Consider the following 26,437-nt stretch of genomic DNA (forward strand, 5'->3'; position numbering starts at 1 on the left):
TTTTCGATGCCGTAGCAGTGCTTGCCGGCGCCACCCCGCGACCGTACATCCGGTCGATTGACGGGGAGACGGTTATGCGCCGCTTGATGATGGCAGCTTTGATCCTCGCGGCGGCGGGATGTTCGGCGCAGGCGGCGGCGCCTGTCGCCTACGATGCCTATGTTCGACTGGCGGCGGTGCCAGGGCGACCCGCGGCGGGGTATTTCGCGTTGCGCGGCGGGGCAAAGGACACGACGCTGGTGCGCGTCGAAGCGCCTGGCGTGTCGCGTTCCGAGATGCACGGCAGCCGGATGACCGCCAGCGGCATGGTGACGATGGAGTCGCTGGCGACGGTGCCGGTGCCGGCGAAGACCGACGTGGCGTTCGCGCCGGGCGGTCGTCACGTCATGTTGTTCGATCTGCCGCAGAATATCCGGGCGGGTTCGGTCGTACCGCTGACGCTGCGTTTCGCCGATGGCGCGGCGGCGCAGGTGGAGGCGACGGTGATCGCGGCGGGCGATGTCGCCCCGGAGTGAGCCGGGGTTCCGAGCGGCGGACGATCGGCCGAGCGGGGCGGAAGCCGCTCTTGGCTCCGTCCTGATGCTTCTTATCGAGCTGATGGTCGCGGCGGTCGCCGGGTCGGCCGTGCTTCATCATGGCAATCGCGAGACCGTCGACATGATCGCGGCGCTCGGCAGCGCCCTCGCGGTGGTGCTCGGCGGAGTGTCGATCGTGTGGCTGGCGCGTTCCTGTCATCAATGCATCGAGACAGGTCCGTTCCTGCTGCTCGCGGAGATATGGCTATAGACGGTCGGCGGTCCCTGACGGCGGCGGAGGTCGCACTGGCGCGGTCTATGTACGGCGATGCGATCGACTATGACGCGGTGCGGCTGACGAACCGCAAATGGGCGTTCTTCCAGCCGCGCGACGTGGTGATGGCACCGCGCGGCTGCATCCACTTCCACCCGCATGGCGACCTGTGGTGCGAGGATTTCGCGGCCGCCGCGCTCGACCGGCAGGGGCTGTTTATCCACGAGCTATGCCATATCTGGCAGCACCAGCGCGGAATCTTCTTGCCGCTGAAGCGCCATCCGTTCTGCCGCTACGATTATGCGATCCGCCCCGGCTGGCGGCTGGAGCGCTATGGCATCGAGCAACAGGCCGAGATCGTTCGCCATGCCTTTCTGTTGCGGCATGGTGCGATCGTGCCGGGCGCGCCGGAACTGGCGCGTTACGAGACCATCCTGCCTTTCGGAGATCACTTGTGAGCATCTGGCATTCCCCCCTCGATCTGGGTGCCCTTACCGCGGGCTGTGCGGGGTCGATGCCCGGCCTGCTCGGGATCGAGTTCGTCGATGCCGGGGACGACTGGCTGCGGGCGCGGATGCCGGTCGATCAGCGGACGCGACAGCCGTATGGCCGACTGCACGGCGGCGCGTCGGTCGCGCTTGCCGAGACGGTCGCGTCGGTCGCGGCGATGGCGACGCTGGATCCGGCGCAGTCGGCCGCGGTGGGAATGGAAATTAACGCCAACCACCTGCGCCCGGTCGCAGAGGGGTTCGTCTATGCCACCGCGATCAGCGAGGCGCGCGGGCGGTCGTCACAGGTGTGGACGATCCGGGTGACCGACGAGGCGGAGCGGCTGGTGTGCCTGGCACGGATGACCGCGGCGGTGATCGCGGCGGGGCGTGGGGTGGTGCGGTGACCTGCGTCTCCGTCATCCCCGCGACGGCGGGGATGACGGGGCGGGCGACGACTACGTCTTATTTCAGCAGCACCAGCTCCTCCGCCATCGTCGGATGGAGCGCGACGGTTGCGTCGAATTGCGCCTTGGTCAGCCCGGCCTTCACCGCCACCGCGGCAGCCTGGATGATCTCGGGGACGTCGGGGCCGATCATGTGGATGCCGACGACCCGGTCGGTTTCGCCGTCGCAGACCATCTTGTAGAGCGCGCGTTCGTCGCGACCGGCGAGCACGTTCTTCATCGGGCGGAAATCCGAGGAATAAACCTTCACCGATCCCAGCTTCTGCCGCGCCTGCGCCTCGGTCAGCCCGACGCCGGCAAGCGGCGGGTGGCTGAAGACGGCGGAGGGCACGCATTCGTAATCGACCTTCGTCGCCTTGCCGCCGTACATATTGTCGGCGAACGCCTGTCCCTCACGAATCGCGATCGGCGTGAGCTGGATGCGGTTGGTGACGTCGCCGACCGCGTAGATCGACGCGCAGGTCGAGCGATTGTCGTCATCGACCACAACCGCGCCGTGATCGTCGAGTTCGACCCCGGCGGTTTCCAGTCCCAGCCCGTGGGTGTTCGGCTTGCGTCCGGTGGCGAACATGACGAGGTCGACGGTGACCGGCTCATGGTTCGACATCTGAACGGTCAGGCAGCCGTCGTCGCCCTTGTCGATCCCCTGGAAGGCGGCGTCGAAGCGGAATTCGAGCCCCTTCATCATGCTGATCTGGAGCAGCCGGTCGCGGATCTGCAGATCGTAGCCGCGCAGGATCTCCTTGGTGCGGTTCATCAGGATGACGTGCGCGCCGAGCTGATGAAAGATGCCCGCGAATTCGTTGGCGATATAGCCGGCGCCGGCGATCAAAATGCGCTTGGGAATGGCGTCGAGATGGAACGCCTCGTTCGAGGTGATGCCATATTCGTGGCCGGGGCATTCGGGGATCGCAGGATGCGCGCCGACCGCGATCAGGATCGTCTTCGCGGTCTTCTTCGTGCCGTCGGCCAGCGTGACCTCGTTGGGGCCGGAGACGGTGGCGCGCTGGTGGATGATCTCGGCGCCCGAGCTTTCGATCGTGGTGGTGTAGGCCGTGTTGATCCGGTCAACCTCCTTCATCACATTGTCGCGCAGCCGCGGCCAGCTGAAGGCGCAGTCGTCGGGCACGTCCCAGCCGAAATGACGCGCGTCACGCAGGTCCTCGGCGAAATGCGCGCCATAGACGAGCAGCTTCTTCGGCACGCAGCCGCGGATGACGCAGGTGCCGCCGACGCGATATTCCTCGGCCACCGCCACCTTGGCGCCATGCGCCGCTGACACCCGCGCGGCGCGGGTGCCGCCGGAGCCGGCGCCGATGACGAAAAGGTCGTAGTCGAAGTCGGACATGGACAGGCTCCGTTGGGCGCGAATGTTGTGAATGTTGAGACGATCGCGCGTTGGATTTGGATGATGAACCAGCGGCGCGCCGGATGGTGCCGCTGTTAGCAGGACGGGGCGGGGTAGGACAGGGTGGCTTTTCCCCGCCTCCTGGCACCGGAGAAGGTCAGGTCATGGCGGAGCGCAGGCCGAGATGTTCGACGAACGGATCGAAGTCGCGGTCGTTATATAGCAACGGCACTTCGGACATGATGCACCGCGTAGCGATCAGCGTATCGATGGTCTTGCGGATCGTGATGCCGCGCTGGCGCAGCGCGCGATAGTTACGGGCGCCCTGCTCGGCCACCGGCACGTCACTGATCCGTAGCTGCGAAAACTCCGACAGGAAGGCACGGGCTTCCTCGAAGGCGTTGCCGGTACGCGTGCCTTGCAGGACTTCCACGATCATCAGATCACCGACCGCTATATCCTGTTCGTCCAGCGACAGTTCCTCAAGCCGACGGGTCTGCAACGTTTCCCGGCTGTTCAGAACATCGATCAGAACGCTACTGTCGACGAGAATCATCCGCCGTCAGGGATGTATTTGCTGGTGCGCATGTCGGCGAGGTCGCCCTCCCAGCCTAGCCCGCGCAAACCGCGAATGGCATCCAGCTGCCGCCTCGCCCGGATCGAACGGCGAAGCGCCTCGGCGACCGCCTCGCGTTTGGTGGTTACGCCGAGCGCTTCCATGGCCTCCGCCATGAGCGCATCGTCAATCTCGATATTGGTCCGCATGTGTATGGCTCCGCCGAGCCATACACATAGTCGGTCGCCTGCGCTTATGCCAGACCGGCGCGCGCGATCAGGTCGGTCGTCGAGGGGTCGAAGTCGCCGCCGCCCTTCGCCGCCGCCTTGGCCATTTCCTTGCCCAGCTCGACGCCGAACTGGTCGAAGGAATTGATGCCGAGCAGCACGCCGTTCACGAAGACGCGATGTTCGTAGAAAGCGATCAGCGCGCCGAGCGTGCGCGCGTCGAGCCGGTCGAGCAGCAAGGTCGAGGACGGACGGTCGCCGGGATAGCTGCGCGCGGGATCGTCGACCTGCTTGCCCTTCATCAGCGCCGCGCCCTGCGCGAAGGCGTTGAGCAGCAGCTGCCGGTGATGCTCCGCGGGGAGCGTGTCGCCAGCCTCGATCACCGCGAGGAACTCGACAGGGACGAGGTGCGTGCCCTGATGGAGCAGCTGGAATACCGCGTGCTGCGCATCGGTGCCGACGCCGCCCCAAGTGATCGCGGCGGTCGGGCGGCCGACCGGCTGGCCATCGACCGTCACGCCCTTGCCGTTCGATTCCATCTCGAGTTGCTGGAGGTAGCTGGGCAGCAGCCGCAGGCGTTCGTCATAAGCGAAGGGCGCGCGCGTCTCGCAGCCGCGGACCTGCGTGTAGTAAAGGTCGGCGAAGGCGGCGAGCGCGGGCGCGTTTTCGTGGAGCGCGGTGAGGCGGAAGTGTCGGTCCATCTCGGCCGCGCCGTCGAGCAATTCCTCGAACTGTTCCCAGCCGAGCTTGATCGCCGCCGGGAAGCCGATCGACGACCAGAGCGAGTAGCGCCCGCCCACGCCTTCGGAGAAGGGCAGGATGCGCGTCTCGTCGACACCCCATTCGATCGCCTTCTCGGGCGAGGCGGTGAGCGCGACGACGCGGCCATAGGGGTCCTCGACGCCCGCGCCGCTCATCCACGCGATGACGCTTTCGGCATTCATCATCGTCTCGGTGGTGGTGAAGGTCTTAGAGGCGACGACCAGCAACGTGGTGGCAGGATCGAATCGGTCGAACACGTCGTCGAGCGCCATGCCGTCGACGTTCGAGACGATCGCGACGTCATAGCGGTCGCTGTCGCGGCCGAGCGCGTCGATCAGCAGATGCGGCCCGAGCGCCGAGCCGCCGATCCCGACGTGCAGGACGCTGCGGATCGGCCCGAAGGCGTCGGCCTCGATCGCGTCGATCACCGCGCGCATCCGTGCATGATAGGCGGCAGCGCGCGCGACGCTCTCGTCCGTGCCCTCGCCGCGTTCGGCGGTGTGCTCGACGGGGCGATCCTCGGTGACGTTGACGTTCTGCCCGCCGAACATCGCCTCGCGCTTGCCGGCGAGATCGGTCTCCTTCGCCAGCGCCTCGAACGCCGCGACCGCATCGGGGGTCAGATGCGTCTTCGACCAGTCGAAGTGGATGCCGGCGACGTCGAGCGACAGTTTCGCCAGCCGATCCGGGTCGTTCGCGAACAACGTCTCCAGCCGCTCGCCGGGGAGCGCTTCGATCTTCGACCAATCCGCCATCTGCATCTTCCTTCCGACCAATTGCGGGTCACAACCGTCCGCGCGCGCCAAGGCTCCGCTTGACGAAGCGCGGGCATTGCGCGACGCGGTGCTTCATGGCCACCCCCGCTGCCCCCGGCAAGCCCGCGCGTTCCGAAACCGGCGAGACGATCCGCTTCCTGCTGAAGCTGGCGTTGTTCGTGTTCATCCTGCGCAGCTTCATCTTCTCGCCCTTCTCGATCCCCTCCGAATCGATGCTGCCGCGCTTGCTGATCGGCGACTATCTGTTCGTATCGAAGTGGAATTACGGCTATTCGCGCTGGTCGCTGCCGTGGGGCATTCCGCTGATCCCGGGACGCATCTTCGCGAGCACGCCGACGCGCGGCGATACGGTGGTGTTCCGATCGCTGGGGCCGGACGATCACGACGTCATCAAGCGCGTGATCGGGCTGCCCGGCGACACGATCCAGATGCGGGACGGCCAGCTGTTCCTCAACGGCAAGGCGATCCCCAAGCAGCGCGTCGCCGACTTCATCGTGCCGTTGACCCCCAATTTCCCGGCCGAGAAATGCGGCGCGCAATTCCAGGACGTCGACAAGGCGGGGCAGCCGATCTGTCGCTACCCGCGCTTCCGTGAGACGCTGCCGGGCGGGCGCAGCTATGAGGTGCTGGATCAGGGCAACCTCCCGATCGCCGACGACACCGACGTCTATACCGTGCCGGCCGGCGACGTGTTCCTGATGGGCGACAATCGCGACGACAGCGCGGACAGCCGCTTCGCGCCGCCCGAGGGCATGGGCTACATTCCGATGGAGCGCATCCAGGGCAAGGCGCTGGTCACCTTCTGGTCGACCGATGGTTCGGCGGAATGGATCAAGCCGTGGACCTGGGTTTCGGCGGCGCGGTTCAGCCGGATCGGGCACGGCTTCTGAGCGTGAGCGACGATGTCGCTGCATGGGTGGACGAGGTGTTGGGCGTTCGGCCCGACGATCCCGAATTGTTCAAGCGCGCGCTGACGCATTCGAGCCACGCCGGGTACAGCTACGAGCGCCTCGAATTCCTCGGCGATCGCGTGCTCGGGCTCATCATGGCCGAGTGGCTGAGCGAGGTGTTTCCCGACGAGCCCGAAGGGCAATTGTCGAAGCGCTTCAACGCGCTGGTGACCGGCGCGGTGTGCGCGGAGGTGGCGCGCGGGATCGGTGCGGTCGCGCATGTCCGGCTCGGCAAGCAGGCGCGCGACGATGGCGCGCAGCATGGGGACAATCTGCTCGGCGACGTGATGGAGGCGCTGCTCGGCGCGTTGTATCGCACCGCCGGGCTGGATGCGGCGCGCGCGGCGGTGCGGCGGCTGTGGGCGGATCGCATCCACAGTGACGACAAGGCGCCGCAGCATCCCAAGTCGGCACTGCAGGAATGGGCGGCGGCGAACCGGCGGGCGGTGCCGGCCTATGAACTGCTCGATCGCGCCGGACCGGGCCATGCGCCGCGCTTCACGGTGCGCGTCGCGGTGGGGACGGACGAGGTGACCGCCGAAGGCGCGAGCAAGCAGGAGGCCGAAACCGCCGCGGCGCGCGCGCTGCTGGACGTCTTGAGCGCCCAGACCCCGGCTAGACGGAAACGGCGCCGCTAATTCCAGTCACTTGTCCGCTTGTCTTCATTAACTATGATGGCGTCGGAGCGGCAGGAGTCGTTGGTCATGACGCGGACGACGATCGTTCGTGCGGACGCGGGCACGTGAACGCCAGTTGGCACCCGCCGACCGACAGCGGGATGAGCGTGCGGCACATTGCGGCGCGCGGCCTGTCGTTCGAAGTGATCGAGGCCGGCGAGGGCGATCACCTCGCGCTGTGCCTGCATGGCTATCCCGAACTGGCGTATAGCTGGCGGCATCAGATCCCGCTGCTGGCGGAGATGGGGTATCGCGTCTGGGCCCCCAACCAGCGCGGCTATGGCATGACGACGCGGCCGGAGGGCGTCGATTTCTACCGGCTCGAATATATGGTCTGCGATGCGGCGGCGCTGTTCGAGGCCAGCGGGGCAAGAACGCTGACGCTGATCGGGCATGACTGGGGCGGGGTGGTGGGCTGGTCGTTCGCGATCCACCGCGTCCGGCCGCTCGACCGGCTGGTGGTGATGAACGCCCCGCATCCGCGCAGTTTCTCGCGCGCGATGCGATATTGGCCGCAGCAGCGGCGAAGCTGGTATCTGGCCGCCTATCAGGCGCCCGAGCTGCCCGAGCGGATGCTGCTGCGCAACGAGGCGGCGGCGCTGCGGCGGCTGTTCCTGCAACAGGCGGGCGATCCGTCGACATTCCCCGACGCGGTGGTCGATGTGTTCGCTCAGGCGGCGATGCAGCCGGGCGCGATGACCGCGATGCTCAACTGGTACCGCGCGGCGCCGCTGAACCCGCGGCCGCGGTGGCTGCCGTATCAGGCCACGGTCGAGGTGCCGACGTTGATCATCTGGGGCGAGGAGGATCGGACGCTGGGGCTGGAGACGCTGGACGGCACCGAGGAATTCGTGCCCGACCTGACCGTCCGCCGCCTGCCCGGCATCGGTCATTGGGTGCAACAGGAAGCGCCCGACGCGGTGAACGAGGCGCTGCGATCATGGCTGCCGGGCGGTCGCTGATACCGGCCGCCGACGGAAACAGGCCCGACACGGAAAAGGGCGGGGCCATCCGGCCCCGCCCTCTCCTTCCCGCACAAAACGCAACTGGTGCGGCCCGGTCGCCTGGTGCTCCCTTGGCGACCGGAAACTCTTCGTCAGCGCATCAGAAGTGCGCGACGATACCCAGCGTCGGCCGGAAGCTGTTGGTCCAGCCGTAGCTCGACACTTCGCCACGCAGGCGGATGCCCGAGTTGCTGGTGATGCCACCAAGACCGATGTCCTTCGGGCCGACCTCGAAGCCGATGCCGTAGGTCATGTCGTGGAAGTCACGATCGGTGTTCACGCGCTTGTCGAAATTCACCCACTGATAGCCGACCTTGCCGTAGATGAGGCCGCTGTCGCCAGCGCGAAAGCCGAAGCGGCCGGCGGCGCCGTACTGCCAGTCGATGTCGCCCGACACGCCCTTGGCGACGTTGCCCTCGGCGCCGACGAACACCGGCCCGAGCGGGATGTTGACGCCGGCCAGACCCTCGACCAACGAACCGTTCAGCTTGTTCTGACGCGGCGCGCCCGGAACGCTGTCGCTCTGGAATTCTTCCCAGCCGCCGCGCACGGCGACATACGGCTCGATCCCGAACGCGCGGGTGCCATCCGGTGCCGTCGCGGTCGTGGTGTCGGTGGTCGTCGTGGTGGCGTCCTGCGCCAGCGACGGGGTGGCGACGAACGCGGCGGATGCGGCGACGGCCGCAAGAACGAGCTTACGCATAAGATACCTCAATACAGTTTCGTTGCCCGGTTTCTCGCAGCACGATGTGCGGCCGGGCCGGGGACTGCTCTAACCACGCCTTACCGGCTTGGTTGCGCGCAAAAGCGCCGTTTCGGCATGGAAGATTCTTACTGTTGCGCAAATGCCACGCAATCTGTCGAGAAGATGAACGATCGTGCCGCATACCGGCCACAGTCGGCGTGACGGGCCGCAAAGCTGCCTTATTGCAGCGGATCACGCACGCGGCGGGTAGGCGCGTGGAAGTCGGCGGGCTTGTCGGCGATCCAGCGCAGGAAGCGACTCAGTGCCGGAATGGTGCGGATCGCATCGAGCGTGCCGGCGCGGGCGAGCGTGGCGTTATCGGCGGCGGCATGGATCGCGCGGTGGCAGATCGGGTGCACGGGCTCGGTGTCGGTGCCGCCTTCGCTGCGCGGGACGACGTGGTGCCATTCGACGCGGGTGCCGAGGGGGCGACCGCAGAGCGCACAGGTGCGCGGTGTCGTCTCCTCCGCGTGCGCGCGCGCCGCGGCCTCGGCGAGCCCGGCCTTGCGCCTTACGCGTCCAACCATGCCTTGGCGGTAGGGCGCGAGAGGATGAAGAGCGCGCACGCCGCCATCGCCGCCGCGACGATCACGCCGAGCGGCCAGTGCGGATGGGCGGTGGCGAGGAAGATCGCATAGCCGGCGGTGATGCCTGTGCAGGCGAGCCATTTGGCCTTGCGGGGGATGGCGCGGTCGCGGCGCCATGCGCGCAGCGTCGGGCCGAAGCGGGGATGGTCGAGCAGCCACGCCTCAAGGCGCGGCGACGAGCGCGCAAAGCAGCCGGCGGCGAGGATCAGGAAGATCGTTGTGGGCATGAGCGGCAGCAGCGCGCCGATCACGCCCAATGCGACGAAGAGGAAGCCGAGCGCCAACCAGCCGAACCGCACGGCGGCGTGGAGGCGGCCGGCTTTGACCGGGTCGGCGGGGAGGTCGGTCACGATCGTTGCGGTTCCTCTGCGGTGGGCGGGGAACGTTTCGGGTGGCGGATCGGTGCCGTGGCGGGGGGGCGCTGGAGGTATCTGGACCATCAACTGCGTCATTCCCGCGGAGGCGGGAATCCAGAACCTCTGACGTTGCGGCTCTTACGACGGCCTGCGCGTCTGGATCCCCGCCTTCGCGGGGATGACGGATAATAGGTCGCACGCCTTACTCACGCTCGTCACCCCGGCTTTGAGCCGGGTTCCCGCTATTTCGACTTCAATCGGGCGGAAGAAGCGGGGCCCCGGATCTCCTCCGGGGCGACGCAGGCGTCTTTATTCCTCGCCGGTCGCGCTGGCCGGCTTCGCGCCCGCGCCGTGCGCGTCGCTGGTGACCGGCGACAGCGTGAAGCCGTAGCGCATGGGCGCGACCTTGATGCGATATTGCTCGAGCGGACGGCCCCAGTCGCTCCATTGCGTGTCGCCGCCGACGCCCGATTGCACCGCGTCGACCAGCAGGCTGCCGTTCGCGCCAGGGACGATGTCGGTGCTCTTGCGCGTGCCGGGGGTGCGGCGGTTCAGCTCGGTGTAGGGGAAGGCGAGCGCGTTCATCGACAGCGGCTGGTCGCCGGTGATGCGCAGGCCGCCGTCGGCGCCGCGGACCAGCTCCATCCAGCGCACGTCGACCTTGTTGCCGGTTTCCTGCGGGCGGAGGTAATCGTGGTTCTGCGCCGCGATATCGCCGCGCCACAAGCCGATCGGCGCGGATGTCTTGCGGTCGCTGTAGCTCTCGTGCGGGCCGCGGCCGTACCATTGTACGGTCTTGTAGTCGCGCGGGGTGACGTAGGAGAGGCCGACGCGCAGCGGATCGCCGAGCGTGGTGTCGAGCGGCTGGAAGTCGCCCGTCACCGCGACGCTGCCGTCCGCAGCCATCTGGTAGCGGGTCGAGAAGCGCGCGACATTGCCGCCGGTCAGCCAGCGCACCGTGACCGCCGCGCCGCCGCCGGGCAGCTTCTGCGTGTCGATGCTCTCGACCACGCGCTCGTCGGTGGCGCGCTGCCACGGCACGTTGCGCTTCTCGCTGCCGACGCCGAGGTCGTTGTCGGTCAATGCACGCGTGAAGTTGGGCGCGCCGCCCGACAGCAGCACGTGACCGCCGGTCGCGTAGCGATCGACCAGCCCGGTCTTGCGGTCGATCACCAGCTCGGTTTCGCCCGCCGACAGGCGAACGGTGCCGCCGCGGTTGTCGAGCTTGACCGGGCCGTTGTCGGCGACCGCGGCGAATGCGGGGGCGGTGCCGAGCGGGAACTGCTCCCAGCCGACCAAGGTGCCCGCGGCGACGCCAGGGGTGGTGCCGGCTTTGGCGCGGTAGCTGACGGTCAGGAGATATTCGGCGTCGGGGCGGCGGGTGAAGCCGGTCGGCGCGAGCGCGACGCGCGCGCTCTGATGCGCGGCGATGGTCGGCGCCGCCAGCGTGCCGCGCGCGACCGCGACGCCATTCTCCAGCACTTCCCAGCTATAGTCATAGGCGTTCGCGCCGAGGAAGTCGTGGCGATTGGCGACGGTGAGCTGGCCGGCACTCGCGTCGTAGCCGGTGAACTGGACCGGGGCGTAGACCTTGCGGACCTCGTAAAGCTGCGGATTGGGGGTGCGATCGGCCTGGAGCATCCCGTCGCCGAATTCGATGTCACCACCCGGGTTCGGGCCGTATTCGCCGCCGTCGCCCCAATAGCGCCGCCCGTCCTTGGTGTAGCGATACATCGCCTGATCGACCCAGTCCCACGCGAAGCCGCCCTGCAGCTTGTCGGGATGCGCGTAGATCGTGTCCCAATATTCCTTCAGGTTGCCGCCGGAATTGCCCATCATGTGCGCATATTCGCACTGGATCATCGGCTGTTTGTAATTCCAGTTGGTCGCGTAATCCTCCATCTTGGCGACCGGATCGTACATCGGCGCGTAGATGTCGGCGAACCAGTTCGGGCGGTGCTGCTGCACGCCCTCATAAGTTCCCCAGCCGAGATAGCTGATGAGCCGGCCCGGATCACGCGTCTTGGCGGCGGTGCCGGCGGTCGCGAAGTTCGGGCCGATCCCCGCCTCGTTGCCGAGCGACCAGAAGATGATCGAGGGATGGTTCTTGTCGCGCTCGACCATGTTGAGCACGCGGTCGACATGCGCCGATTGCCATGCCTTGTCGAAGCCGAGCTGATAGACGCTGCGCTGGCGGGGGTTGTTGTTCCCCATCTCCATATAGGCGTGGCTCTCGATATTGGCCTCGTCCATGACATACAGGCCGTAGCGATCGGCGAGTTCGTAGAGATACGGATCGTTCGGATAGTGCGAGGTGCGCAGCGCGTTGATGTTGTTGCGCTTCATCAGCTGGATGTCGTGCTCCATCGACTCGCGGCTGACGACGTGGAAGGTTTCGGGATCGTGTTCGTGGCGGTTGACGCCGCGGATCGTGATCGGCTTGCCGTTGACGCTGACCAGCCCGTTCTTCATCTCGACGGTGCGGAAGCCGATCCGCTGATAGGTCGACTGGATGATCGCGCCCTTCGCGTCGTACAGTTCGACGAGCAGCATGTAGAGGTTGGGCGTCTCGGCGCTCCACGGCTTGACGCCGGCGACGGTGGCGGAAAGCGTGGTCTTGCGATCGGCCTCGCCCGCGGCGAGCGGGGCGCGGCCCTGCGACACGATCCGGTTGCCGTCCATCAGCACGTAGCGCGCGCTGACCGCCGCGCCGGGCGCGACCGTCAGGTCCACCGCGAGCTTGCCGTCGCGATAGTTTTCGTCGAGCCCGGCGTGGACGAAGAAGTCGCGGATGCGCGTCTTCGGCGCGGCCATCAGATAGACTTCGCGCTCGATCCCCGAGACGCGCCAGAAATCCTGATCCTCCAGATAGCTGCCGTCGGACCAGCGGAAGACCTGGATCGCGACGGTGTTCGCGCCGGGCTTGACGAAGCGGGTGACGTCGAACTCGGACGGCAGCTTGCTGTCCTCCGAATAGCCGACCTGCTGGCCGTTGACCCACACTTTATAGGCCGAGCCGGCGGCGCCGATGTGGAGCACCACGTCCTGCCCCGACCAGCCCGCCGGCAGGTCGATCGTGCGGCGGTACGAGCCGACTGGGTTGGTGGCGTGCGGGATCAGCGGGCGGTTGGCGGGGAAGGGATAGGTGATGTTGTTGTAGCGCGGCTGGTCATAGCCCTCGGTCTGCCAGTCGGCGGGGACCTTGATCGTCTTCCACTGCGAGGCATCGAAATCGGGGCGTTCGAACCCGGTCGGCAGCGTGTCGGCATCGGGCGAGAAGCTGAACTGCCACTGGCCGTTGAGCGACAGGAAACGCTTCGATTCCGTGCGATGTCCGGCGAGCGCCTTGTCGCGCGTCTCGAACGGGAAGCCGGTGGCGTGCGCCGGCATCCGGCCGATGTAATTGACGCCGGGGTTCTCCCAATCGGGACGTTGCGGGTCGATCTGCGGCTGGAGCGGCACCGGCGGCGCGTTCTGCGCGGCGGCATGGCCCGAAACGCTGGCGAGCAACGCTGCGACGAGAACAGCGCTCCGGCGCTGGCCGACATGATGCACGATAATCCTCCCGATTAAGTCATTTTGTAAGACAAGTATCGGCTGTCTCGGACTTTGCCAAGGGCGTGGGCGGGTTGACGGCGCGTGCGCTTTGCGGTCCCTGTGCGCGACCGCGCCATCTGGCGTGGAAGGTACGGGCGGAGCATGACGATTTGAACACGACCTTGCTGCGCGGCGTGCTGGTGGGCGGACTGGCGGGCCTGTTGTTCGGTTTCGATACCGCGGTGATCGCCGGGACGACCGAGGGCATTCGCACCGCCTTCGCGCTCGATGCGAGCGGAGTCGGCATCACCGTGTCGGCAGCGTTGTGGGGGACGCTGGCGGGCGCGTTGCTCGCCGGGCTGCCGGGCGATCGGTATGGTGCGCGCAATGCGCTGAAGGGGATCGCGCTGCTCTATTGCCTGTCGGGGCTGGGGTGTCTGATCGCGTGGAGCTGGCCGGCGCTGATCGTGTTCCGCGTGATGGCGGGACTGGCGGTCGGGGCGTCGTCGGTGCTGGCGCCGGTCTATCTCGCCGAGATCGCTCCGGCCGAGCGGCGCGGATTGATGGTGGGGACGTTCCAGCTCAATATCGTGCTCGGCATCCTGGCGGCATATCTCAGCAACGCGATCGTCGGCAGCTTCGATCTCGGCGCGGGCGACTGGCAGGTGAAGCTGGGGGTGAGCGCGGTGCCGGCGCTGTTGCTGCTCGCGCTGATGTTCGCGATCCCCGACAGCCCGCGCTGGCTCGCCGCCAAGGGGCGTGAGGAGGAGGCCGAGGCGGTGTTGCGACGGCTGGGCGTCGCGGACCCGCGACGGGAACTGGACAGCTACGCACGCGCCGCTGCGGCGGTGGCGGTCGGCAGCGCGCCGCGGCTGTCGTGGGCGCGGCATCGCAAGCCGATCCTGCTCGCCTTTGCGGTGGCATCGTTCAACCAGCTCTCCGGGATCAACGCGATCCTCTATTATCTCAACGATATCTTCGCGGCCGCCGGATATGATGCGGTTTCGGCGGACCGTCAGGCGGTGACGATCGGGCTGTGCAATTTCGTGTTCACCGCCTTGGCGTTGCTGGTGATCGACAAGCTGGGCCGGCGGACGTTGCTGCTGGTCGGGTCGGTCGGTTTGACGCTGGCGCTGGGCGGAACCGCGGCGGTGTTCCTGACCGGGCAGGGGCAGCAATATCTGCTCGCACTGCTGATCGCGTTCATCGCGTTCTTCGCGTTCAGCCAGGGCGCGGTGATCTGGGTCTATATCAGCGAGATCTTCCCGACCGACGTGCGGGCGCGCGGGCAGGCCCTGGGATCGTCGACGCATTGGGCGATGGATGCGGTGATCGCGATGGCCTTTCCGGTGATCGCGGCGCATACGCGCGGGCTGCCATTCGTCGTCTTCGCGGCGATGATGGCGGTGCAGTTCGTGGTGGTGCTGATGTTCTTTCCCGAGACGAAGCAGCGCTCGCTGGAGGCGATCGGCGCCGATTGATCTATTGATAATCATTCGCATCTAGGGTAAGGCCTGATCCGGTCGTGGAGGATCAGGCATGGGCGTCGTCACGCATCCGGCATCGTCACCGTCGCGCGGGATCGCGCACCTGTTGCCGACGCTCGCGCGCGGGTGGCGCGCCGCGCGCGACCGTCATGCCTGCACGCAGCAGAAGCTGCACCGCCTGCTCGCGCCGCACGGGGCGGGGATGCTGGCGCCGGTGTTCGACAGCCTGATGACGCTGTTTGAGGCGGCGCTGGGGCGGGCCGTTGCAGTGGGGACGGCGGCGGCGCTGTCGGCGGACGAGCGGATGCTGATCGACCTGCTCGACGGATCGCGGCCGCAGCGCGCGTGTATCGACTGCCCGGACGGCGCAGCGCGGGCGCTGCACTGCTCGATCTGCTCGACGCGGATCATGCTGGCGATGGTGGGGTGACGGGAGGAGCGGACTCAGTCGATCGTCGGCTGTAGCTGCGCGCTGACCGAGCGGACCGCATCGCGGAGCAGCGCGCGGGTTTCCTCCAGCGACACGCGCGCGGCGCGCCCGGCGACAAACGGGACGGTCAGCGCGGCGCGCGCCGCGCCATGTTCGAGGACCGGCGCAGACAGATCGGTGATCCCCTCCAGCATCGGGCTGGGGGTGACGGCATCGCCTTCGGTGACCAGCGCGTCGAGTTGCCTGTCGAGCGCCGGGTCAAGGTCACCCCCGGTTTCGCGGACCTCGGCCACCATCGCGGCGCGGATCGGCGCGGGCTGGAAGGCGAGCAGCACGCGGCCCGAGTTCGAGCGGTGAAGCGGCCGGCGGTAGCCGACACGGACCGCGAACCCCGATAGGCCGGGTGCCTCGACTCCGGCGATCACCACCATCTCCGCGCCCGAAGCGACGGCGAGATGGCAGCTCTGCCCGGTTGCGCGCGCGAGGCCCTGCATCACCGGCAGCGCGGTGACGGTCAGGTCGCGCACCGGCGGCCGGCCCATGCCGAGCGCGAACAGGCGGTTGGTGAGGCGATAGCCTTCGTCGTCACGCGCGATGTAGCGATGCTCCTCGAGCACCTGCAGCATCCGGAAAATCTCGCCCACCGACCGGCCGAGCGCGGCGGAGATGTCGGACATCGTCAGCGCCTCTTCGGAGGTGGCGAGCAGTTCCAGAATTTCCAGCCCTTTCTTGAGGGCCGGTGCCTGATAGCGGGGCGGAGTGGTCATGGTCGGCGCACCGTAGCCACGCGCATGAGGCAGCGCCAGCGTCTCCCTATTCGCGTTAATAAAAGCATATTTCACATTTCAATCGTGATGTCGGTGTCCTAGGTTGTCGATCCGGTGCTCACGCGACAAGGTGCGGCCGAGAGAGGAAGCGTGCATGTTCCATGACTTAACCCCCGGCTCATCGTCGCTCGATCGGGCCGGCGATGCGCTGCCGCGGTTCGGGATGGGAACGGCAGCGATCGGCAACCTCTATCGGGCGATCGATGATGCGACCGCGGAGGCGACGGTGGCCGCTGCGCTGGACGCCGGCATCCACTATTTCGACACCGCGCCGCATTATGGCTTCGGACTGGCGGAGCGGCGGCTGGGCGCGGCACTCACGCGGCTCGATCCGACGGGGACGTGCCAGATATCGACCAAGGTCGGGCGACTGCTCGCCCCGACGGATGCGACGGGCACCCGGCACGGCTTCGTCGACGCCGATCCGTTCGAGCCGGTGTTCGACTATAGCGCCGACGGCGTGCGGCGCTCGTTCGAGGCGAGCTGCGCGCGGTTGCGGCGCGACCGGGTCGACGTGCTGCTGGCGCACGATCTCGGCCGGTTGACGCATGGCGACGCGCACGAGCGGCATTTGCGGGATTTTCTCGACGGTGGCTATGCCGCGATGGTCGCGTTGCGCGACGCGGGCGTGGTTGGCGCGATCGGCGTCGGGGTCAATGAGGTCGCCGTCTGCGAGGAGTTGCTCGACCGGGTACCGCTCGACGTGATTCTGCTGGCCGGGCGCTATACGTTGCTCGATCGCAGTGCGAAGCCGTTCCTCGATCGTTGCGCGGCGCAAGGCGTTCGCGTCATTATCGGTGGCGCGTACAACAGCGGCATTCTCGCACGCGATCCGCAGGAAGCGGACCCGGCGCAATCGCATTACGACTATGCCGCGCCGCCAGCCGCGCTGGTGGAGCGGACCCGCGCGCTGGCGAGAACCTGCTTCACCGCAGGCGTTTCGCTGCCCGCTGCCGCGATCCAGTTTCCGCTCCGCCACCCGGCGGTGGCGTGCGTGCTCGCCGGGCTCGGCAATCCGCAGGAGGTAAGCGATCTGCGCGGGCGCGTCGCCGCGCCGATCCCCGAGGATCTGTGGCCGGCGCTGGAGACGCGCGCGCCGCAGCAACTGATCCTGCTCCATCCCGACGACAACGTGATGATCTGCGTAGCACCGATCGCGGCGGGCGACCTGCTGCCGGTGTCGGGCGGGACGATCCCGGCGCGCGAGGGCGTGACCGTCGGCCACAAGATCGCGCGTGCCGAACTGAAGCCGGGCGACAAGGTCATCAAATACGGCGCGCCGATCGGGTCGATGACCGATGCCGCGGCGGCCGGACAATGGGTCCATATGCACAATATGAAGAGCGACTATATCGCCAGCCATACCCGCAGCACCGTGACGGAGCAGCGCGCGTGATCGAGGCATGGCAGCGCGCCGACGGGCGCAAGGGCATCCGCAACGCCGTGGCGGTCGCCTATCTGGTCGAATGCGCGCACCATGTGGCGCGCAAGATCGTCGACAAGGCCGATGATGCCGACGTCCACCTGATCGGCTTCCCCGGCTGTTACCCCAATGCCTATGCGGCGCGGGTCATGGAGGCGGTGACGACGCACCCGAATGTCGGCGGGGTGGTGATCGTGTCGCTGGGCTGCGAGAGCTTCGATCGCGAGCGCCTGCAGCAAGTGATCCGCGACAGCGGTCGCCCGGTGGAACTGTACGTCATCCAGCAGACCGGCGGCACCGCGGCGACGATCGCCGCCGGGCTGGAGGCGGTGGCGCGGGTCAAGGCGCAGATCGCCGACGTGCCGCGCGTGCCGATGCGCGTCGACGAGCTGATCGTCGGCACGATCTGCGGCGGGTCGGACGGGACCAGCGGGATCACCGCCAACCCGGCGGTCGGGCGCGCGTTCGACCGGCTGGTGGCGGACGGCGCGACGTGCATCTTCGAGGAAACCGGCGAACTGGTGGGATGCGAAGGGATCATGGCCGATCGCGCGCTGACCCCCGAACTGGGCGAGGAGATCGTCGCCTGCGTCCGCAAGGCGGAGGAATATTACACGATCATGGGCTTCGGCAGCTTCGCGCCCGGCAATGCCGAGGGCGGGCTGACGACGCAGGAAGAGAAGTCGATGGGGGCGTATTCCAAATCGGGATCGTCGCTGATCAGCGGGATCATCAAGCCCGGCGACGTGCCGCCGGCGGGCGGGTTGTACCTGCTCGACGTCGTGCCCGACGGCGAGCCGCGGTTCGGCTTCCCGAACATTTCCGACAATGCCGAGATCGTCGAGATGATCGCGTGCGGGTGTCACCTGACGTTGTTCACCACCGGGCGCGGTTCGGTGGTCGGATCCGCGATCGCGCCGGTCATCAAGATCTGCGCCAACCCTGAGACGGCGCGGCGGCTGGCGGCGGATATGGACATCAACGCCGGGCGGATCCTCGAAGGCGACGCGACGCTCGACGACGTCGGTGACGAGATCGTCGCCATGATCATGGCGGTGGCCGGCGGACAGCCGAGCGTGTCCGAGGCGCTGGGCCACCGCGAATTCATTCTGACCTACAAGGCATTCGATCCGGTTGGCCCGGCGTGCCTGCCGGTCGCTGCACGGAGCCGATAAATGGAAGGCCGGTTGAAGGGCAAGGTCGCGCTGATCACGGCGGCGGCGAACGGAATCGGGCGTGCTGCCGCACAACGCTATGTCGCCGAGGGCGCGCGCGTGATCGCGACCGACATCAACGAGGCAGCGCTCGCCGGACTCGACGGGTGCGAGCAGCGCGCGCTCGACGTCACCGATGCGGCGCAGATCGCCGCGCTGGTCGATGAGATCGGGCGGATCGACGTGCTCGCCAACATCGCGGGCATCGTCCATGCGGGCACGATCCTCGACCTGACCGATGCCGAGTGGGAACAGGCGATCGCCATCAACATGACGGCGATGATGCGCACGATCCGTGCGGTGCTGCCGGGAATGCTGGCGGCGGGCGGCGGCGCGATCGTCAACATGTCGTCGATCGCCAGCGCGGTGAAGGGCATTCCCAACCGCTTCGCCTATACCGCCACCAAGGCCGGAGTGATCGGGATCACCAAGGCGGTTGCGGCCGATTTCGTCGGCCAGGGCATTCGTTGCAACGCGATCTGTCCGGGGACGGTCGATACCCCCTCGCTCCAGCAACGGCTGCGCGATACCGGCGATTACGAGGCAGCGCAGCAGGCGTTCGTCGCGCGGCAGCCGATGGGTCGGCTGGGGCGGGCGGAAGAGATTGCGGCGCTGGTCGCCTACTTGGGCAGCGATGAGGCCGCCTTCACGACCGGCGCGGTGCATGTCATCGACGGCGGCTGGGTCAATTGAGGAAACGCGCATGAAACTGGTACGTTACGGAGCGCCGGGCGCCGAGAAGCCGGGGATGATCGATGCGCAGGGGCAGGTCCGCGACCTGTCGGCGCATGTCGCGGATATCGCGGGCGCGGCGCTGGGCGATGCCGAGCTGGCGCGGCTGGCGGCGGTTGATCCGGAGACGCTGCCGCTGGTCGCGGTCGAGCGCTACGGTCCGTGCGTCGGCGCGGTCGGCAAGTTCTTGTGTATCGGACTCAATTATTCGGACCATGCCGCGGAAACCGGTGCGACCGTGCCGACCGAGCCGGTGATCTTCACCAAGGCGACCAGCGCGATCATCGGCCCGGACGATAACGTCGAGATCCCGAAGGGGTCGACGAAAACCGACTGGGAGGTCGAGCTGGGGATCGTGATCGGCACGGCGGCGCGCTATGTCGACGAAGCCGACGCCGAGCAGCATATCGCCGGTTATTGCGTCATCAACGACGTGTCTGAGCGCGCATTCCAGCTCGAGCGGCAGGGCACGTGGGACAAGGGCAAGGGCTGCGATACGTTCGGGCCGATCGGACCGTGGCTGGTGACGCGCGACGAGGTCGCCGATCCGACCGCACTGGCGATGTGGCTGGAGGTCAACGGCCATCGCTATCAGGACGGGTCGACGTCGACGATGGTCTACAAGCCGGCGTTTCTCGTCAGCTACGTCAGCCAGTTCATGTCGCTTCAGCCCGGCGACGTGATCTCGACCGGCACCCCGCCGGGCGTCGGCATGGGGCAGAAGCCGCCGGTGTTCCTGAAGGCCGGCGACGTGATGGAACTGGGGATCGACGGGCTGGGGCAGCAGCGCCAGACCGTCGTGGCGTACACGGCGTGACCGACCGCCACGTCCTGCTGGTCGATATCGCCGACGAGCCGGAGGCGGTCGCGGCCTACGAGGCGTGGCACGCGGCGGGCGCGGTGCCGGCGCCGGTGGTCGCGAGCATCCGGGCGGCGGGGATCACCGCGATGGACATCTATCGCACCGGCGGGCGGCTGGTGATGGTGATGGAGACCGACGCGTCCTTCGACGCCGCGCGCAAGGCGGCGGCGGATGCCGCCGATCCTGACGTGCAGGCGTGGGAGGCGAAGATGGATGCTTATCAGCGGCGTTTGCCGTGGGCCGAGCCGGGGGTGAAGTGGGTGGCGGCGCGGCGGATCTTTTCGCTGGCGGAGCAGGAATAGGGTTTTCGTCACCTCCCCCGTCATTCCCGCGAAGGCGGGAATCCAGACGCGCAGGTCGTCGTAAGAGCCGAAACGTCAGAGGTTCTGGATTCCCGCCTTCGCGGGAATGACGGATCGGGGGTAGGCGGGGACGCCCTTACCCCCGCAACCGGCCTTCCAGCAGGTCCAGTTCGCGGGTCAGCTTGCGGCCAGTCTCACTGCCGATCGCACGGGCGCGTTGGAGGCGGAACACCTCTTCGCGCTCGGCGCGGATCGCGGCCAGCCGTAGCAGGCGGTCGATGCGTTCGTTCTGCTGGATCACCGCCAGTTCGGGCTCGCCGTCGACGCGGACGCGGATGCGCTCGCGATACAGGTCCATGATCCGCGTCGCCGCCTCGGCATAGACGTCGGCATCGTCGCGGTCGCGCGACAGGTCGTGCTGCGCGCCGTCGACCGCACGGATCGCGGCGCGGGCGGCGGCGACGCGCGCGCGGTTCTCCTCGCCCTGCTTCGACGGCTCGGGAGGTAGGGCGAGGCCGCGCAGCACCAGCGGCAGGCCGATGCTCGCCGCGACCAGCGACACGATGATGACCCCGGCGGCAAGTGCGATCGCGAGGTCGCGCGCGGGGAAGGGCGAGCCGTCGTTCAGCGTCAGCGGCAGCGTCAGCACGCCCGCCAGCGTGATGACCCCGCGCACCCCGGCGAGCGACATTGCCGCGAACACCCGCCAGTCGGGGCTGCGCAGCGGCGAATCATCGACGCCGCGCCGCATGACGGTCAGCCGGAACGACAGCCACACCCAGGCGAAGCGCAGGCCCCCGAGCACCGCGACGATCGCCAGCACGTAGAGCGCCAGCCACCACGGATTGTCGTGATCGGTCAGCCGCACCGTCGCGCGCGCGCCGGCGATGATGACCGGCAATTGCTCGCCGAGCAGCACGAAGATGATGCCGTTGAGCGCGAACTGGATCGTGTCCCACACCGAATTGCGGCGCATCCGCGTGGCGGGGAGCGCCTGGCGTGACATCTCGGCGAAGGTCATCGTCACGCCCGCCGCGACCACCGCGAGGATGCCGGAGGCATGGAAGTGCTCGGCGATGATATAGGCGATGAAGGGGATTAGCAGGCTGACCAGCACCTGTGACCCGATGTCCTCGCCGAAGCGGCGCGATACCCACGCCTTGGCGCGGGTGATCGCCAACGTGGTGACCACGCCGACCGCGATCCCTGCGACGGCGAGCCACATGAAGCTGACCGCGGCGTCGGCGAGCGAGAAGGCGCCGGTGAGCGCGGCGGCGATCGCGAAGCGGAGGCAGACAAGACCCGAGGCGTCGTTGAGCAGCGCCTCGCCCTCCAGAATGTGCATCATGCGGCGCGGGATCGGCACCCGTGCGGCGATTGCCGACACCGCGATCGGATCGGTCGGCGAGACGACCGCGGCGAGTGCGAAGCAGACGGCAAGCGGCATCGCAGGGATCAGCCAGTCGATGAAGAAGCCGATGCCGATGACGGTGGTGAGGACAAGGCCGAGCGCCAGCTCGACGACGACGGGGACGTCCTTGAGCAGCTCGTCCTTCGGGATGCGCCAGCCGTCGATGAACAGCAACGGCGGCAGGAAGACGAGCAGGAACAACTCGGGATCCAGCGTCACCCGCAGGTCCGCGGCCATGCCGATCGCCGCGCCGAATGCGATCTGGACGAGCGGGGCGGGGATGTTGATCGGCAGAATACGCGCGATCGCGCCGCTGATGACGACGGCGAACAACAGCAAAAGGACGACCGAGACGACTTCCAAGGCGGGCACCCTCCTTTGGGATTGGCGGGAGGGAGGGATCGCCGGAAGCGGCGTGGGGCGCAACCGTTCAGGGCGCCGATCCGGGTCGGCGCAGCTTTACGTCACTGCGAGCGCAGCGAAGCGGTCCAGGGCCGGATCAGGACGCCCTGGATTGCTTCGCGTGCGCTCGCAATGACGATCAACTTGCGCCCGCTGGGGCTTAGTTCATCAGTTCGACCGCCATCGCGACGCCTTCACCGCCCCCGATGCACAGCGAGGCGACGCCGCGCTTCTGCCCGGTCGTCTGCAACCCGCCGAGCAGCGTGGCGAGGATGCGTGCGCCCGACGCACCGATCGGATGGCCGAGCGCGCAGGCGCCGCCGTTGATGTTGAGCTTCTCGTGATCGAGCGCGAGTTCCTGCATCGCCACCATCGCGACGCACGCGAACGCCTCGTTGACTTCCCACAGGGCGACCTCGCCAACCGACCAGCCGGCCTTCTCCAGCGCCTTGCGGATCGCGGGCACCGGGGCGGTGGTGAAGCGCGCCGGGGCGTGGGCGTGCGCGGCATGGCTGACGATCCGCGCGACGGGCGTGATCCCGAGCTTTTCGGCGACCGACAGGCGGGTCAGCACCAGCGCGGCCGCGCCGTCCGAGATCGACGAGGCGTTGGCGGCGGTGACGGTGCCGTCCTTGCTGAAGGCGGGGCGCAGTGCCGGGATCTTGGCGGCATCGCTCTTGGCCGGCTGTTCGTCGCTCGCGACGGTGACGCTGCCCTTGCGGCCCTTGACCTCGACGGGAACGATCTCGCGGTCGAACGCGCCCGACGCCTGCGCCTGCTGCGCGCGGGTCAGCGACGCGATCGCGAATTCGTCCTGCGCCTCGCGGGTGAATTGATATTCGCGCGCGGTATCGTCGGCGAACACGCCCATCGCCGTGCCGGACTGATAGGCATCCTCCAGCCCGTCGAGCGCCATATGGTCGAACAGCCGGTCATGCCCGAACCGCGCGCCGCCGCGATGGGCCTTCGACAGATAGGGCGCGTTGGTCATGCTCTCCATCCCGCCGGCGACCAGCAAGTCGATCGAGCCTGCGCCCAGCGCCTCGGCACCGAGGATCGCGGCCTGCATCCCCGACCCGCAGACCTTGTTGAGCGTCGTCGCCTCGACATGCTCGCCCAGCCCGGCGAGGATCGCGGCCTGCCGCGCCGGGGCCTGGCCGACGCCGGCTGACAGGACGTTGCCCATGTAGATGCGCTCGATCGCGGCGGCGTCGACCCCGGCGCGCTCGACGGCGGCCTTCACCGCCGCGGCGCCCAGTTCGCTGGCCGACAGCGCGGCGAGACTGCCCTGCATCGAGCCCATCGGGGTGCGCGCATAGGACAGGATGACGATGGGGTCGGTAGCCATGATTTCGCGGTTCCTCGCTTGATCTCGATCGGCATGTAAGCGCTCGTCCGGTGGCACGCAAACGCCTACGCACGCCTTCATGCAAGCCATTGACGAAGCGCTGAAATGGTACGCGGCGCTGAGCGGGATCGCGGCCGCGTTCATGGTGTCGCTGGACAGCGGCCGGCGGGTGACCGGGTGGGGGATGGCGATCTTCGTGACCTCGTCGATCGCGTGGATCACCGGCGCGTGGCTGACCGGCGACGAACCGCTGGGCGTGCAGAACGGCGTGTTGCTCGGCATCAACAGCTTCGGCGTGTATCGATACCTGATTCGCAAGCAGGGCTGAGACGGTGGATGTGGGTGACGGCGTTTGGCGTGCTGGGTGCCATCATCGGCAGCTTTTTGGCCACCATCGCGATCCGTTGGTCACAGGGACGGTCGGTAAAATACGGACGCTCCGCGTGCGACGGTTGCACCAGAACATTGCGCGCGAGCGAATTGGTGCCGCTTGTGTCGTGGCTGGTGACACGCGGGCGATGCCGGACCTGCGGCGCGCGGATCGATCCGCTCCATCCACTGATCGAGGCCGGCTGCGCGCTGGTCGGCATGGCGGCGGCGCTGGTCGCCCCGCCGCCGATCGCGCTGGCGGGTGCGGCGTTCGGCTGGCTGCTGCTGCTGCTGGCGGTGATGGACGCGCGCGACTTCTGGCTGCCCGATCCGCTGGTGGCCGCGCTGGCCGTGGTCGCGGCGGCGGGGGCGTGGGTGGCGCCGCCGGCATGGGACGAGCGGCTGATCGGCGGGGCCGGCGGTTTCGCGACGCTGTGGCTGATCGGTGCGGGCTATCGCCGGTGGCGCGGGCGCGAAGGGCTGGGCGGGGGCGATCCCAAGTTGTTCGGCGCGATTGGAGTCGCGCTGGGATGGCGGATGCTGCCGGCGGTGCTGCTGGTCGCAGGGCTGGTTGGGCTCGGCTGGGTGGTGTTCCAGCGGCTACGCGGGCGCGCGGTCGCCGCCGACGATGCGCTGCCGCTCGGCACATTGCTGGCGATCGCGGCTTACCCGGCGTGGCTGCTCATGATAGGCATGGCGGCATGAAGTTCGCGTTTCTGCTGCTCGCGGCGCAAGCGGCCGCCCCGGCCCCCGCCATCGACGGCCTGCCGATCGGCGCGCTGCCGCAACAGGCGCTGCCCGCGCGTGGCTGTGCGGCCTATCTGTTTTCGACCGGTACGACGCGGACGCTGGCGGCGATGGCGACCGCCGACCCCGGAACGTTGCGCCTGTCGATCGACGGCAAGGTGATCGATCTGCCGCGAACCGGAGCGACGGGCACCGCGCCGCTCGGCTTCAATGCCGAGAACGTCTATCGGCGGGACGACATCGTCGCGACGGTACAGATGACGGTGGAGCTGCGCCAGAATCTGACCGAAGGTGCCGCGGTGCCGGTGGCGACGTTGCGGCTGGATCGCGAGGGGCGCGATACGGTGGTGGTGCCGCTGGCCGGGCTGATCGGCTGCGCCGCCTAGCCCCAAGGAAAGCGCCCGGCGGAACGTGTCCACCGGGCGCCACCTTGCTCACCTTAATGCGAGGAGGTGATTTCCTCCTTCAACCGTAGTTTCTGCTTCTTCAGTTCCGCAAGCACGATCGTATCGGGCACGGGACGTTGCGACTCGGCGGCAATCCGCTGGTCGATCGTCGCATGCTTGGCCTCCAGGGCCGAGATGTGCGCGGTCTGCATGGCAGTCTCCTTCATGGTTGAGAGGGAAACCAAGGAAATCACGAAACGGGACAGATGTCCCGTGACTTTTGCTTGCATACGATCATCTGCGACTTTCGTACGACGGGTCGCGCCGCACGGGCGCGGCGGCTATGCAGGCGCGACTCAGGGGTCGGGAGTGCGGGCGATGAACGACGTGGGCGATGATGCGGCGGTGGCGACGCGGCTGGAGACGCTGCGGGTCGAACATCGCGATCTCGACGCTGCCATCGCCGCGCTGGCGGAGGGCGGCGCATCGGACCAGCTCCAGTTGATGCGGCTGAAGAAGCGCAAGCTGCGACTGCGCGACGAGATCGCGGTGCTGGAGGATCAGATGATCCCCGACATTATCGCCTGATAATGCGGCAAACGCCGCATTTCGGGACGGTTCGCCGCCAGCGGCCGCCGCAAACGTGATGAACGCGCTTGGCGGCGGGATCGGGGTCGTGGCAAAGACGCGGCTATGGCCGACCACGCCCATGACCCACGATTGCAACGCCGACTGATCGACTCGTTCTATACCGAGGCGATGGTGCTCGCCGACGAGGCGCGGCATTATTTCGACGAGGGCGGGCGTGCCGAGCGCGAGGCGCTGCCGCCGATGGAGCGCGTGGCGTTCAGCTGCGAATCGCTGAAGGTGACGACGCGGCTGATGCACGTCATCGCGTGGCTGCTGACGCAACGCGCGATTGCGGCTGGGGAGTTGCCGGCGACGCAGGCGCTCGATCCGGCGCGGCGGCTGGGCGCGGCACCGACCAGCGATGCGGAGATGCTCGCGCGCTTCCCGGCGCAGGCGCAGAATGTGATCGGGAGCAGCATCGACCTGCACCGTCGCGTCGCGCTGCTGGATGCCGCGCACGCCGGTGAGATGCCGGTGGTGAGCCCCGCGCGCTCGATGCTCGATCGGCTGGCGACGGCGTTTTAACGCTGGTCGACATCGTCCGTTCGAGGGCGCGAGCTCAGCACGAACGGAGTGGACCTAGACGCTCGCGCTGACG

General features: G+C 67.8%; 31 protein-coding genes. 19 read left to right on the forward strand and 12 right to left on the reverse strand.

Annotated elements, in window-relative coordinates:
- Window positions 1–86: 86 nt before the first annotated feature.
- From AADI75_RS06545 to AADI75_RS06560, 4 genes are all read left to right on the forward strand, one after another.
- Window positions 87–515, forward strand: a complete 429-nt coding sequence (locus AADI75_RS06545) for a copper chaperone PCu(A)C (protein ID WP_341208238.1) — start codon at window positions 87–89, stop codon at window positions 513–515.
- Window positions 516–579: 64 nt separating this feature from the next.
- A complete protein-coding gene (locus tag AADI75_RS06550; RefSeq protein WP_341208239.1) occupies window positions 580–786 on the forward strand; it encodes a hypothetical protein in 207 nt (68 codons plus the stop codon).
- Complete coding sequence (locus AADI75_RS06555) at window positions 777–1,247, forward strand: vgr related protein (RefSeq protein ID WP_341208240.1); 471 nt, start codon at window positions 777–779, stop codon at window positions 1,245–1,247. The genes AADI75_RS06550 and AADI75_RS06555 overlap by 10 nt, the downstream gene beginning before the upstream one ends.
- Complete coding sequence (locus AADI75_RS06560; RefSeq protein ID WP_341208241.1) at window positions 1,244–1,684, forward strand: hotdog fold thioesterase; 441 nt, start codon at window positions 1,244–1,246, stop codon at window positions 1,682–1,684. Before AADI75_RS06555 ends, AADI75_RS06560 begins: the two co-directional genes overlap by 4 nt.
- A 58-nt stretch (window positions 1,685–1,742) precedes the next feature.
- Here the strand turns inward: AADI75_RS06560 and gorA are convergent, their stop codons facing one another.
- From gorA to pgi, 4 genes are all read right to left on the reverse strand, one after another.
- Window positions 1,743–3,092, reverse strand: coding sequence for a glutathione-disulfide reductase (gene gorA / locus AADI75_RS06565; RefSeq protein WP_341208242.1), 1,350 nt, complete (start codon window positions 3,090–3,092; stop codon window positions 1,743–1,745).
- Between the two features lie 157 nt (window positions 3,093–3,249).
- Complete coding sequence (locus AADI75_RS06570) at window positions 3,250–3,648, reverse strand: PIN domain nuclease (RefSeq protein WP_341208243.1); 399 nt, start codon at window positions 3,646–3,648, stop codon at window positions 3,250–3,252.
- A complete protein-coding gene (locus AADI75_RS06575; RefSeq protein ID WP_341208244.1) occupies window positions 3,645–3,857 on the reverse strand; it encodes a type II toxin-antitoxin system VapB family antitoxin in 213 nt (70 codons plus the stop codon). The genes AADI75_RS06570 and AADI75_RS06575 overlap by 4 nt, the downstream gene beginning before the upstream one ends.
- A gap of 44 nt (window positions 3,858–3,901) precedes the next feature.
- Window positions 3,902–5,392, reverse strand: a complete 1,491-nt coding sequence (gene pgi, locus AADI75_RS06580; RefSeq protein ID WP_341208245.1) for a glucose-6-phosphate isomerase — start codon at window positions 5,390–5,392, stop codon at window positions 3,902–3,904.
- 95 nt (window positions 5,393–5,487) lie between these two features.
- Between pgi and lepB the strand changes: the two genes are divergently transcribed.
- The 3 genes from lepB to AADI75_RS06595 all read left to right on the forward strand — a co-directional run bounded on the left by lepB (window position 5,488) and on the right by AADI75_RS06595 (window position 8,002).
- Window positions 5,488–6,303: a signal peptidase I gene (lepB, locus tag AADI75_RS06585; protein ID WP_341208246.1), complete on the forward strand. Its 816-nt coding sequence runs from the start codon at window positions 5,488–5,490 to the stop codon at window positions 6,301–6,303.
- Window positions 6,304–6,305: 2 nt separating this feature from the next.
- Complete coding sequence (gene rnc, locus AADI75_RS06590) at window positions 6,306–7,001, forward strand: ribonuclease III (RefSeq protein ID WP_341208247.1); 696 nt, start codon at window positions 6,306–6,308, stop codon at window positions 6,999–7,001.
- Window positions 7,002–7,105: 104 nt separating this feature from the next.
- Window positions 7,106–8,002: an alpha/beta hydrolase gene (locus AADI75_RS06595; protein WP_341208248.1), complete on the forward strand. Its 897-nt coding sequence runs from the start codon at window positions 7,106–7,108 to the stop codon at window positions 8,000–8,002.
- Between the two features lie 142 nt (window positions 8,003–8,144).
- On the opposite strand, the gene AADI75_RS06600 is transcribed toward AADI75_RS06595, so the two are convergent.
- The 4 genes from AADI75_RS06600 to AADI75_RS06615 form a co-directional block, all read right to left on the reverse strand.
- Window positions 8,145–8,747 carry an opacity protein gene (locus AADI75_RS06600; protein WP_341208249.1) on the reverse strand — a complete coding sequence of 201 codons (603 nt, stop codon included), beginning with the start codon at window positions 8,745–8,747 and terminating at the stop codon, window positions 8,145–8,147.
- Window positions 8,748–8,968: 221 nt separating this feature from the next.
- A complete protein-coding gene (locus tag AADI75_RS06605) occupies window positions 8,969–9,316 on the reverse strand; it encodes an HNH endonuclease signature motif containing protein (RefSeq protein WP_341208250.1) in 348 nt (115 codons plus the stop codon).
- On the reverse strand, window positions 9,301–9,726 hold the full coding sequence (locus tag AADI75_RS06610) for a YbaN family protein (RefSeq protein WP_341208251.1): 426 nt from the start codon (window positions 9,724–9,726) through the stop codon (window positions 9,301–9,303). Before AADI75_RS06610 ends, AADI75_RS06605 begins: the two co-directional genes overlap by 16 nt.
- 315 nt (window positions 9,727–10,041) lie before the next feature.
- Window positions 10,042–13,287 carry a glycoside hydrolase family 2 TIM barrel-domain containing protein gene (locus tag AADI75_RS06615; RefSeq protein ID WP_341208252.1) on the reverse strand — a complete coding sequence of 1,082 codons (3,246 nt, stop codon included), beginning with the start codon at window positions 13,285–13,287 and terminating at the stop codon, window positions 10,042–10,044.
- 152 nt (window positions 13,288–13,439) lie between these two features.
- Between AADI75_RS06615 and AADI75_RS06620 the strand changes: the two genes are divergently transcribed.
- Together AADI75_RS06620 and AADI75_RS06625 are read left to right on the forward strand one after the other, a co-directional pair.
- Window positions 13,440–14,750, forward strand: a complete 1,311-nt coding sequence (locus tag AADI75_RS06620) for a sugar porter family MFS transporter (protein ID WP_341208253.1) — start codon at window positions 13,440–13,442, stop codon at window positions 14,748–14,750.
- 58 nt (window positions 14,751–14,808) lie between these two features.
- Window positions 14,809–15,186, forward strand: coding sequence for a hypothetical protein (locus AADI75_RS06625; protein ID WP_341208254.1), 378 nt, complete (start codon window positions 14,809–14,811; stop codon window positions 15,184–15,186).
- 14 nt (window positions 15,187–15,200) lie between these two features.
- On the opposite strand, the gene AADI75_RS06630 is transcribed toward AADI75_RS06625, so the two are convergent.
- The gene (locus AADI75_RS06630) at window positions 15,201–15,953 is read right to left on the reverse strand and encodes an IclR family transcriptional regulator (RefSeq protein WP_341208255.1); all 753 of its coding nucleotides are present in this window, start codon (window positions 15,951–15,953) and stop codon (window positions 15,201–15,203) included.
- 154 nt (window positions 15,954–16,107) lie between these two features.
- Between AADI75_RS06630 and AADI75_RS06635 the strand changes: the two genes are divergently transcribed.
- Genes AADI75_RS06635 through AADI75_RS06655 form a run of 5 tightly spaced genes read left to right on the forward strand, consistent with a single transcriptional unit; the run spans window position 16,108 to window position 20,546 of the window.
- Entirely contained in the window at window positions 16,108–17,409 is a 1,302-nt protein-coding gene (locus AADI75_RS06635; protein WP_341208256.1) for an aldo/keto reductase, read from the forward strand.
- Window positions 17,406–18,611 carry a UxaA family hydrolase gene (locus AADI75_RS06640; protein WP_341208257.1) on the forward strand — a complete coding sequence of 402 codons (1,206 nt, stop codon included), beginning with the start codon at window positions 17,406–17,408 and terminating at the stop codon, window positions 18,609–18,611. The genes AADI75_RS06635 and AADI75_RS06640 overlap by 4 nt, the downstream gene beginning before the upstream one ends.
- Window positions 18,612–19,343, forward strand: coding sequence for an SDR family oxidoreductase (locus AADI75_RS06645; RefSeq protein WP_341208258.1), 732 nt, complete (start codon window positions 18,612–18,614; stop codon window positions 19,341–19,343).
- Between the two features lie 10 nt (window positions 19,344–19,353).
- Window positions 19,354–20,199, forward strand: coding sequence for a fumarylacetoacetate hydrolase family protein (locus AADI75_RS06650; RefSeq protein WP_341208259.1), 846 nt, complete (start codon window positions 19,354–19,356; stop codon window positions 20,197–20,199).
- Window positions 20,196–20,546, forward strand: a complete 351-nt coding sequence (locus AADI75_RS06655) for an L-rhamnose mutarotase (RefSeq protein WP_341208260.1) — start codon at window positions 20,196–20,198, stop codon at window positions 20,544–20,546. Before AADI75_RS06650 ends, AADI75_RS06655 begins: the two co-directional genes overlap by 4 nt.
- A gap of 136 nt (window positions 20,547–20,682) precedes the next feature.
- Here the strand turns inward: AADI75_RS06655 and AADI75_RS06660 are convergent, their stop codons facing one another.
- Together AADI75_RS06660 and AADI75_RS06665 are read right to left on the reverse strand one after the other, a co-directional pair.
- On the reverse strand, window positions 20,683–22,320 hold the full coding sequence (locus AADI75_RS06660; RefSeq protein ID WP_341208261.1) for a Na+/H+ antiporter: 1,638 nt from the start codon (window positions 22,318–22,320) through the stop codon (window positions 20,683–20,685).
- Window positions 22,321–22,519: 199 nt separating this feature from the next.
- Window positions 22,520–23,707, reverse strand: a complete 1,188-nt coding sequence (locus tag AADI75_RS06665; RefSeq protein WP_341208262.1) for a thiolase family protein — start codon at window positions 23,705–23,707, stop codon at window positions 22,520–22,522.
- A gap of 79 nt (window positions 23,708–23,786) precedes the next feature.
- Between AADI75_RS06665 and AADI75_RS06670 the strand changes: the two genes are divergently transcribed.
- From AADI75_RS06670 to AADI75_RS06680, 3 genes are read left to right on the forward strand one after another with little or no spacing between them, the layout of a single operon-like run.
- Window positions 23,787–24,035, forward strand: coding sequence for a hypothetical protein (locus AADI75_RS06670; RefSeq protein ID WP_341208263.1), 249 nt, complete (start codon window positions 23,787–23,789; stop codon window positions 24,033–24,035).
- Window positions 24,036–24,043: 8 nt separating this feature from the next.
- Window positions 24,044–24,781, forward strand: a complete 738-nt coding sequence (locus AADI75_RS06675) for a prepilin peptidase (protein ID WP_341208264.1) — start codon at window positions 24,044–24,046, stop codon at window positions 24,779–24,781.
- Entirely contained in the window at window positions 24,778–25,209 is a 432-nt protein-coding gene (locus tag AADI75_RS06680) for a hypothetical protein (protein ID WP_341208265.1), read from the forward strand. The genes AADI75_RS06675 and AADI75_RS06680 overlap by 4 nt, the downstream gene beginning before the upstream one ends.
- A 53-nt stretch (window positions 25,210–25,262) precedes the next feature.
- Here the strand turns inward: AADI75_RS06680 and AADI75_RS06685 are convergent, their stop codons facing one another.
- The gene (locus tag AADI75_RS06685; protein WP_159759275.1) at window positions 25,263–25,421 is read right to left on the reverse strand and encodes a YdcH family protein; all 159 of its coding nucleotides are present in this window, start codon (window positions 25,419–25,421) and stop codon (window positions 25,263–25,265) included.
- A gap of 166 nt (window positions 25,422–25,587) precedes the next feature.
- Between AADI75_RS06685 and AADI75_RS06690 the strand changes: the two genes are divergently transcribed.
- Both AADI75_RS06690 and AADI75_RS06695 read left to right on the forward strand, forming a co-directional pair.
- Window positions 25,588–25,797: a DUF465 domain-containing protein gene (locus tag AADI75_RS06690; RefSeq protein WP_341208266.1), complete on the forward strand. Its 210-nt coding sequence runs from the start codon at window positions 25,588–25,590 to the stop codon at window positions 25,795–25,797.
- 105 nt (window positions 25,798–25,902) lie between these two features.
- Entirely contained in the window at window positions 25,903–26,364 is a 462-nt protein-coding gene (locus AADI75_RS06695; RefSeq protein ID WP_341208267.1) for a DUF1465 family protein, read from the forward strand.
- Window positions 26,365–26,437: the final 73 nt, after the last annotated feature.

It is taken from the genome of uncultured Sphingomonas sp. (assembly GCF_964021865.1).
Lineage (GTDB): Bacteria > Pseudomonadota > Alphaproteobacteria > Sphingomonadales > Sphingomonadaceae > Sphingomonas.

Excerpts from the sequence above, each read along its gene's own strand:
- AADI75_RS06545 (WP_341208238.1), top strand. The coding sequence starts at position 87 with ATGATGGCAGCTTTGATCCTCGCGGCGGCGGGATGTTCGGCGCAGGCG.
- AADI75_RS06550 (WP_341208239.1), top strand. The coding sequence starts at position 580 with ATGCTTCTTATCGAGCTGATGGTCGCGGCGGTCGCCGGGTCGGCCGTG.
- AADI75_RS06555 (WP_341208240.1), top strand. The coding sequence starts at position 777 with ATGGCTATAGACGGTCGGCGGTCCCTGACGGCGGCGGAGGTCGCACTG.
- gorA (WP_341208242.1), bottom strand. The coding sequence starts at position 3,092 with ATGTCCGACTTCGACTACGACCTTTTCGTCATCGGCGCCGGCTCCGGC.
- AADI75_RS06570 (WP_341208243.1), bottom strand. The coding sequence starts at position 3,648 with ATGATTCTCGTCGACAGTAGCGTTCTGATCGATGTTCTGAACAGCCGG.
- AADI75_RS06575 (WP_341208244.1), bottom strand. The coding sequence starts at position 3,857 with ATGCGGACCAATATCGAGATTGACGATGCGCTCATGGCGGAGGCCATG.
- pgi (WP_341208245.1), bottom strand. The coding sequence starts at position 5,392 with ATGGCGGATTGGTCGAAGATCGAAGCGCTCCCCGGCGAGCGGCTGGAG.
- lepB (WP_341208246.1), top strand. The coding sequence starts at position 5,488 with ATGGCCACCCCCGCTGCCCCCGGCAAGCCCGCGCGTTCCGAAACCGGC.
- AADI75_RS06600 (WP_341208249.1), bottom strand. The coding sequence starts at position 8,747 with ATGCGTAAGCTCGTTCTTGCGGCCGTCGCCGCATCCGCCGCGTTCGTC.
- AADI75_RS06605 (WP_341208250.1), bottom strand. The coding sequence starts at position 9,316 with ATGGTTGGACGCGTAAGGCGCAAGGCCGGGCTCGCCGAGGCCGCGGCG.
- AADI75_RS06625 (WP_341208254.1), top strand. The coding sequence starts at position 14,809 with ATGGGCGTCGTCACGCATCCGGCATCGTCACCGTCGCGCGGGATCGCG.
- AADI75_RS06630 (WP_341208255.1), bottom strand. The coding sequence starts at position 15,953 with ATGACCACTCCGCCCCGCTATCAGGCACCGGCCCTCAAGAAAGGGCTG.
- AADI75_RS06635 (WP_341208256.1), top strand. The coding sequence starts at position 16,108 with ATGTTCCATGACTTAACCCCCGGCTCATCGTCGCTCGATCGGGCCGGC.
- AADI75_RS06645 (WP_341208258.1), top strand. The coding sequence starts at position 18,612 with ATGGAAGGCCGGTTGAAGGGCAAGGTCGCGCTGATCACGGCGGCGGCG.
- AADI75_RS06650 (WP_341208259.1), top strand. The coding sequence starts at position 19,354 with ATGAAACTGGTACGTTACGGAGCGCCGGGCGCCGAGAAGCCGGGGATG.
- AADI75_RS06665 (WP_341208262.1), bottom strand. The coding sequence starts at position 23,707 with ATGGCTACCGACCCCATCGTCATCCTGTCCTATGCGCGCACCCCGATG.
- AADI75_RS06670 (WP_341208263.1), top strand. The coding sequence starts at position 23,787 with ATGCAAGCCATTGACGAAGCGCTGAAATGGTACGCGGCGCTGAGCGGG.
- AADI75_RS06675 (WP_341208264.1), top strand. The coding sequence starts at position 24,044 with ATGTGGGTGACGGCGTTTGGCGTGCTGGGTGCCATCATCGGCAGCTTT.
- AADI75_RS06680 (WP_341208265.1), top strand. The coding sequence starts at position 24,778 with ATGAAGTTCGCGTTTCTGCTGCTCGCGGCGCAAGCGGCCGCCCCGGCC.
- AADI75_RS06685 (WP_159759275.1), bottom strand. The coding sequence starts at position 25,421 with ATGCAGACCGCGCACATCTCGGCCCTGGAGGCCAAGCATGCGACGATC.
- AADI75_RS06690 (WP_341208266.1), top strand. The coding sequence starts at position 25,588 with ATGAACGACGTGGGCGATGATGCGGCGGTGGCGACGCGGCTGGAGACG.
- AADI75_RS06695 (WP_341208267.1), top strand. The coding sequence starts at position 25,903 with ATGGCCGACCACGCCCATGACCCACGATTGCAACGCCGACTGATCGAC.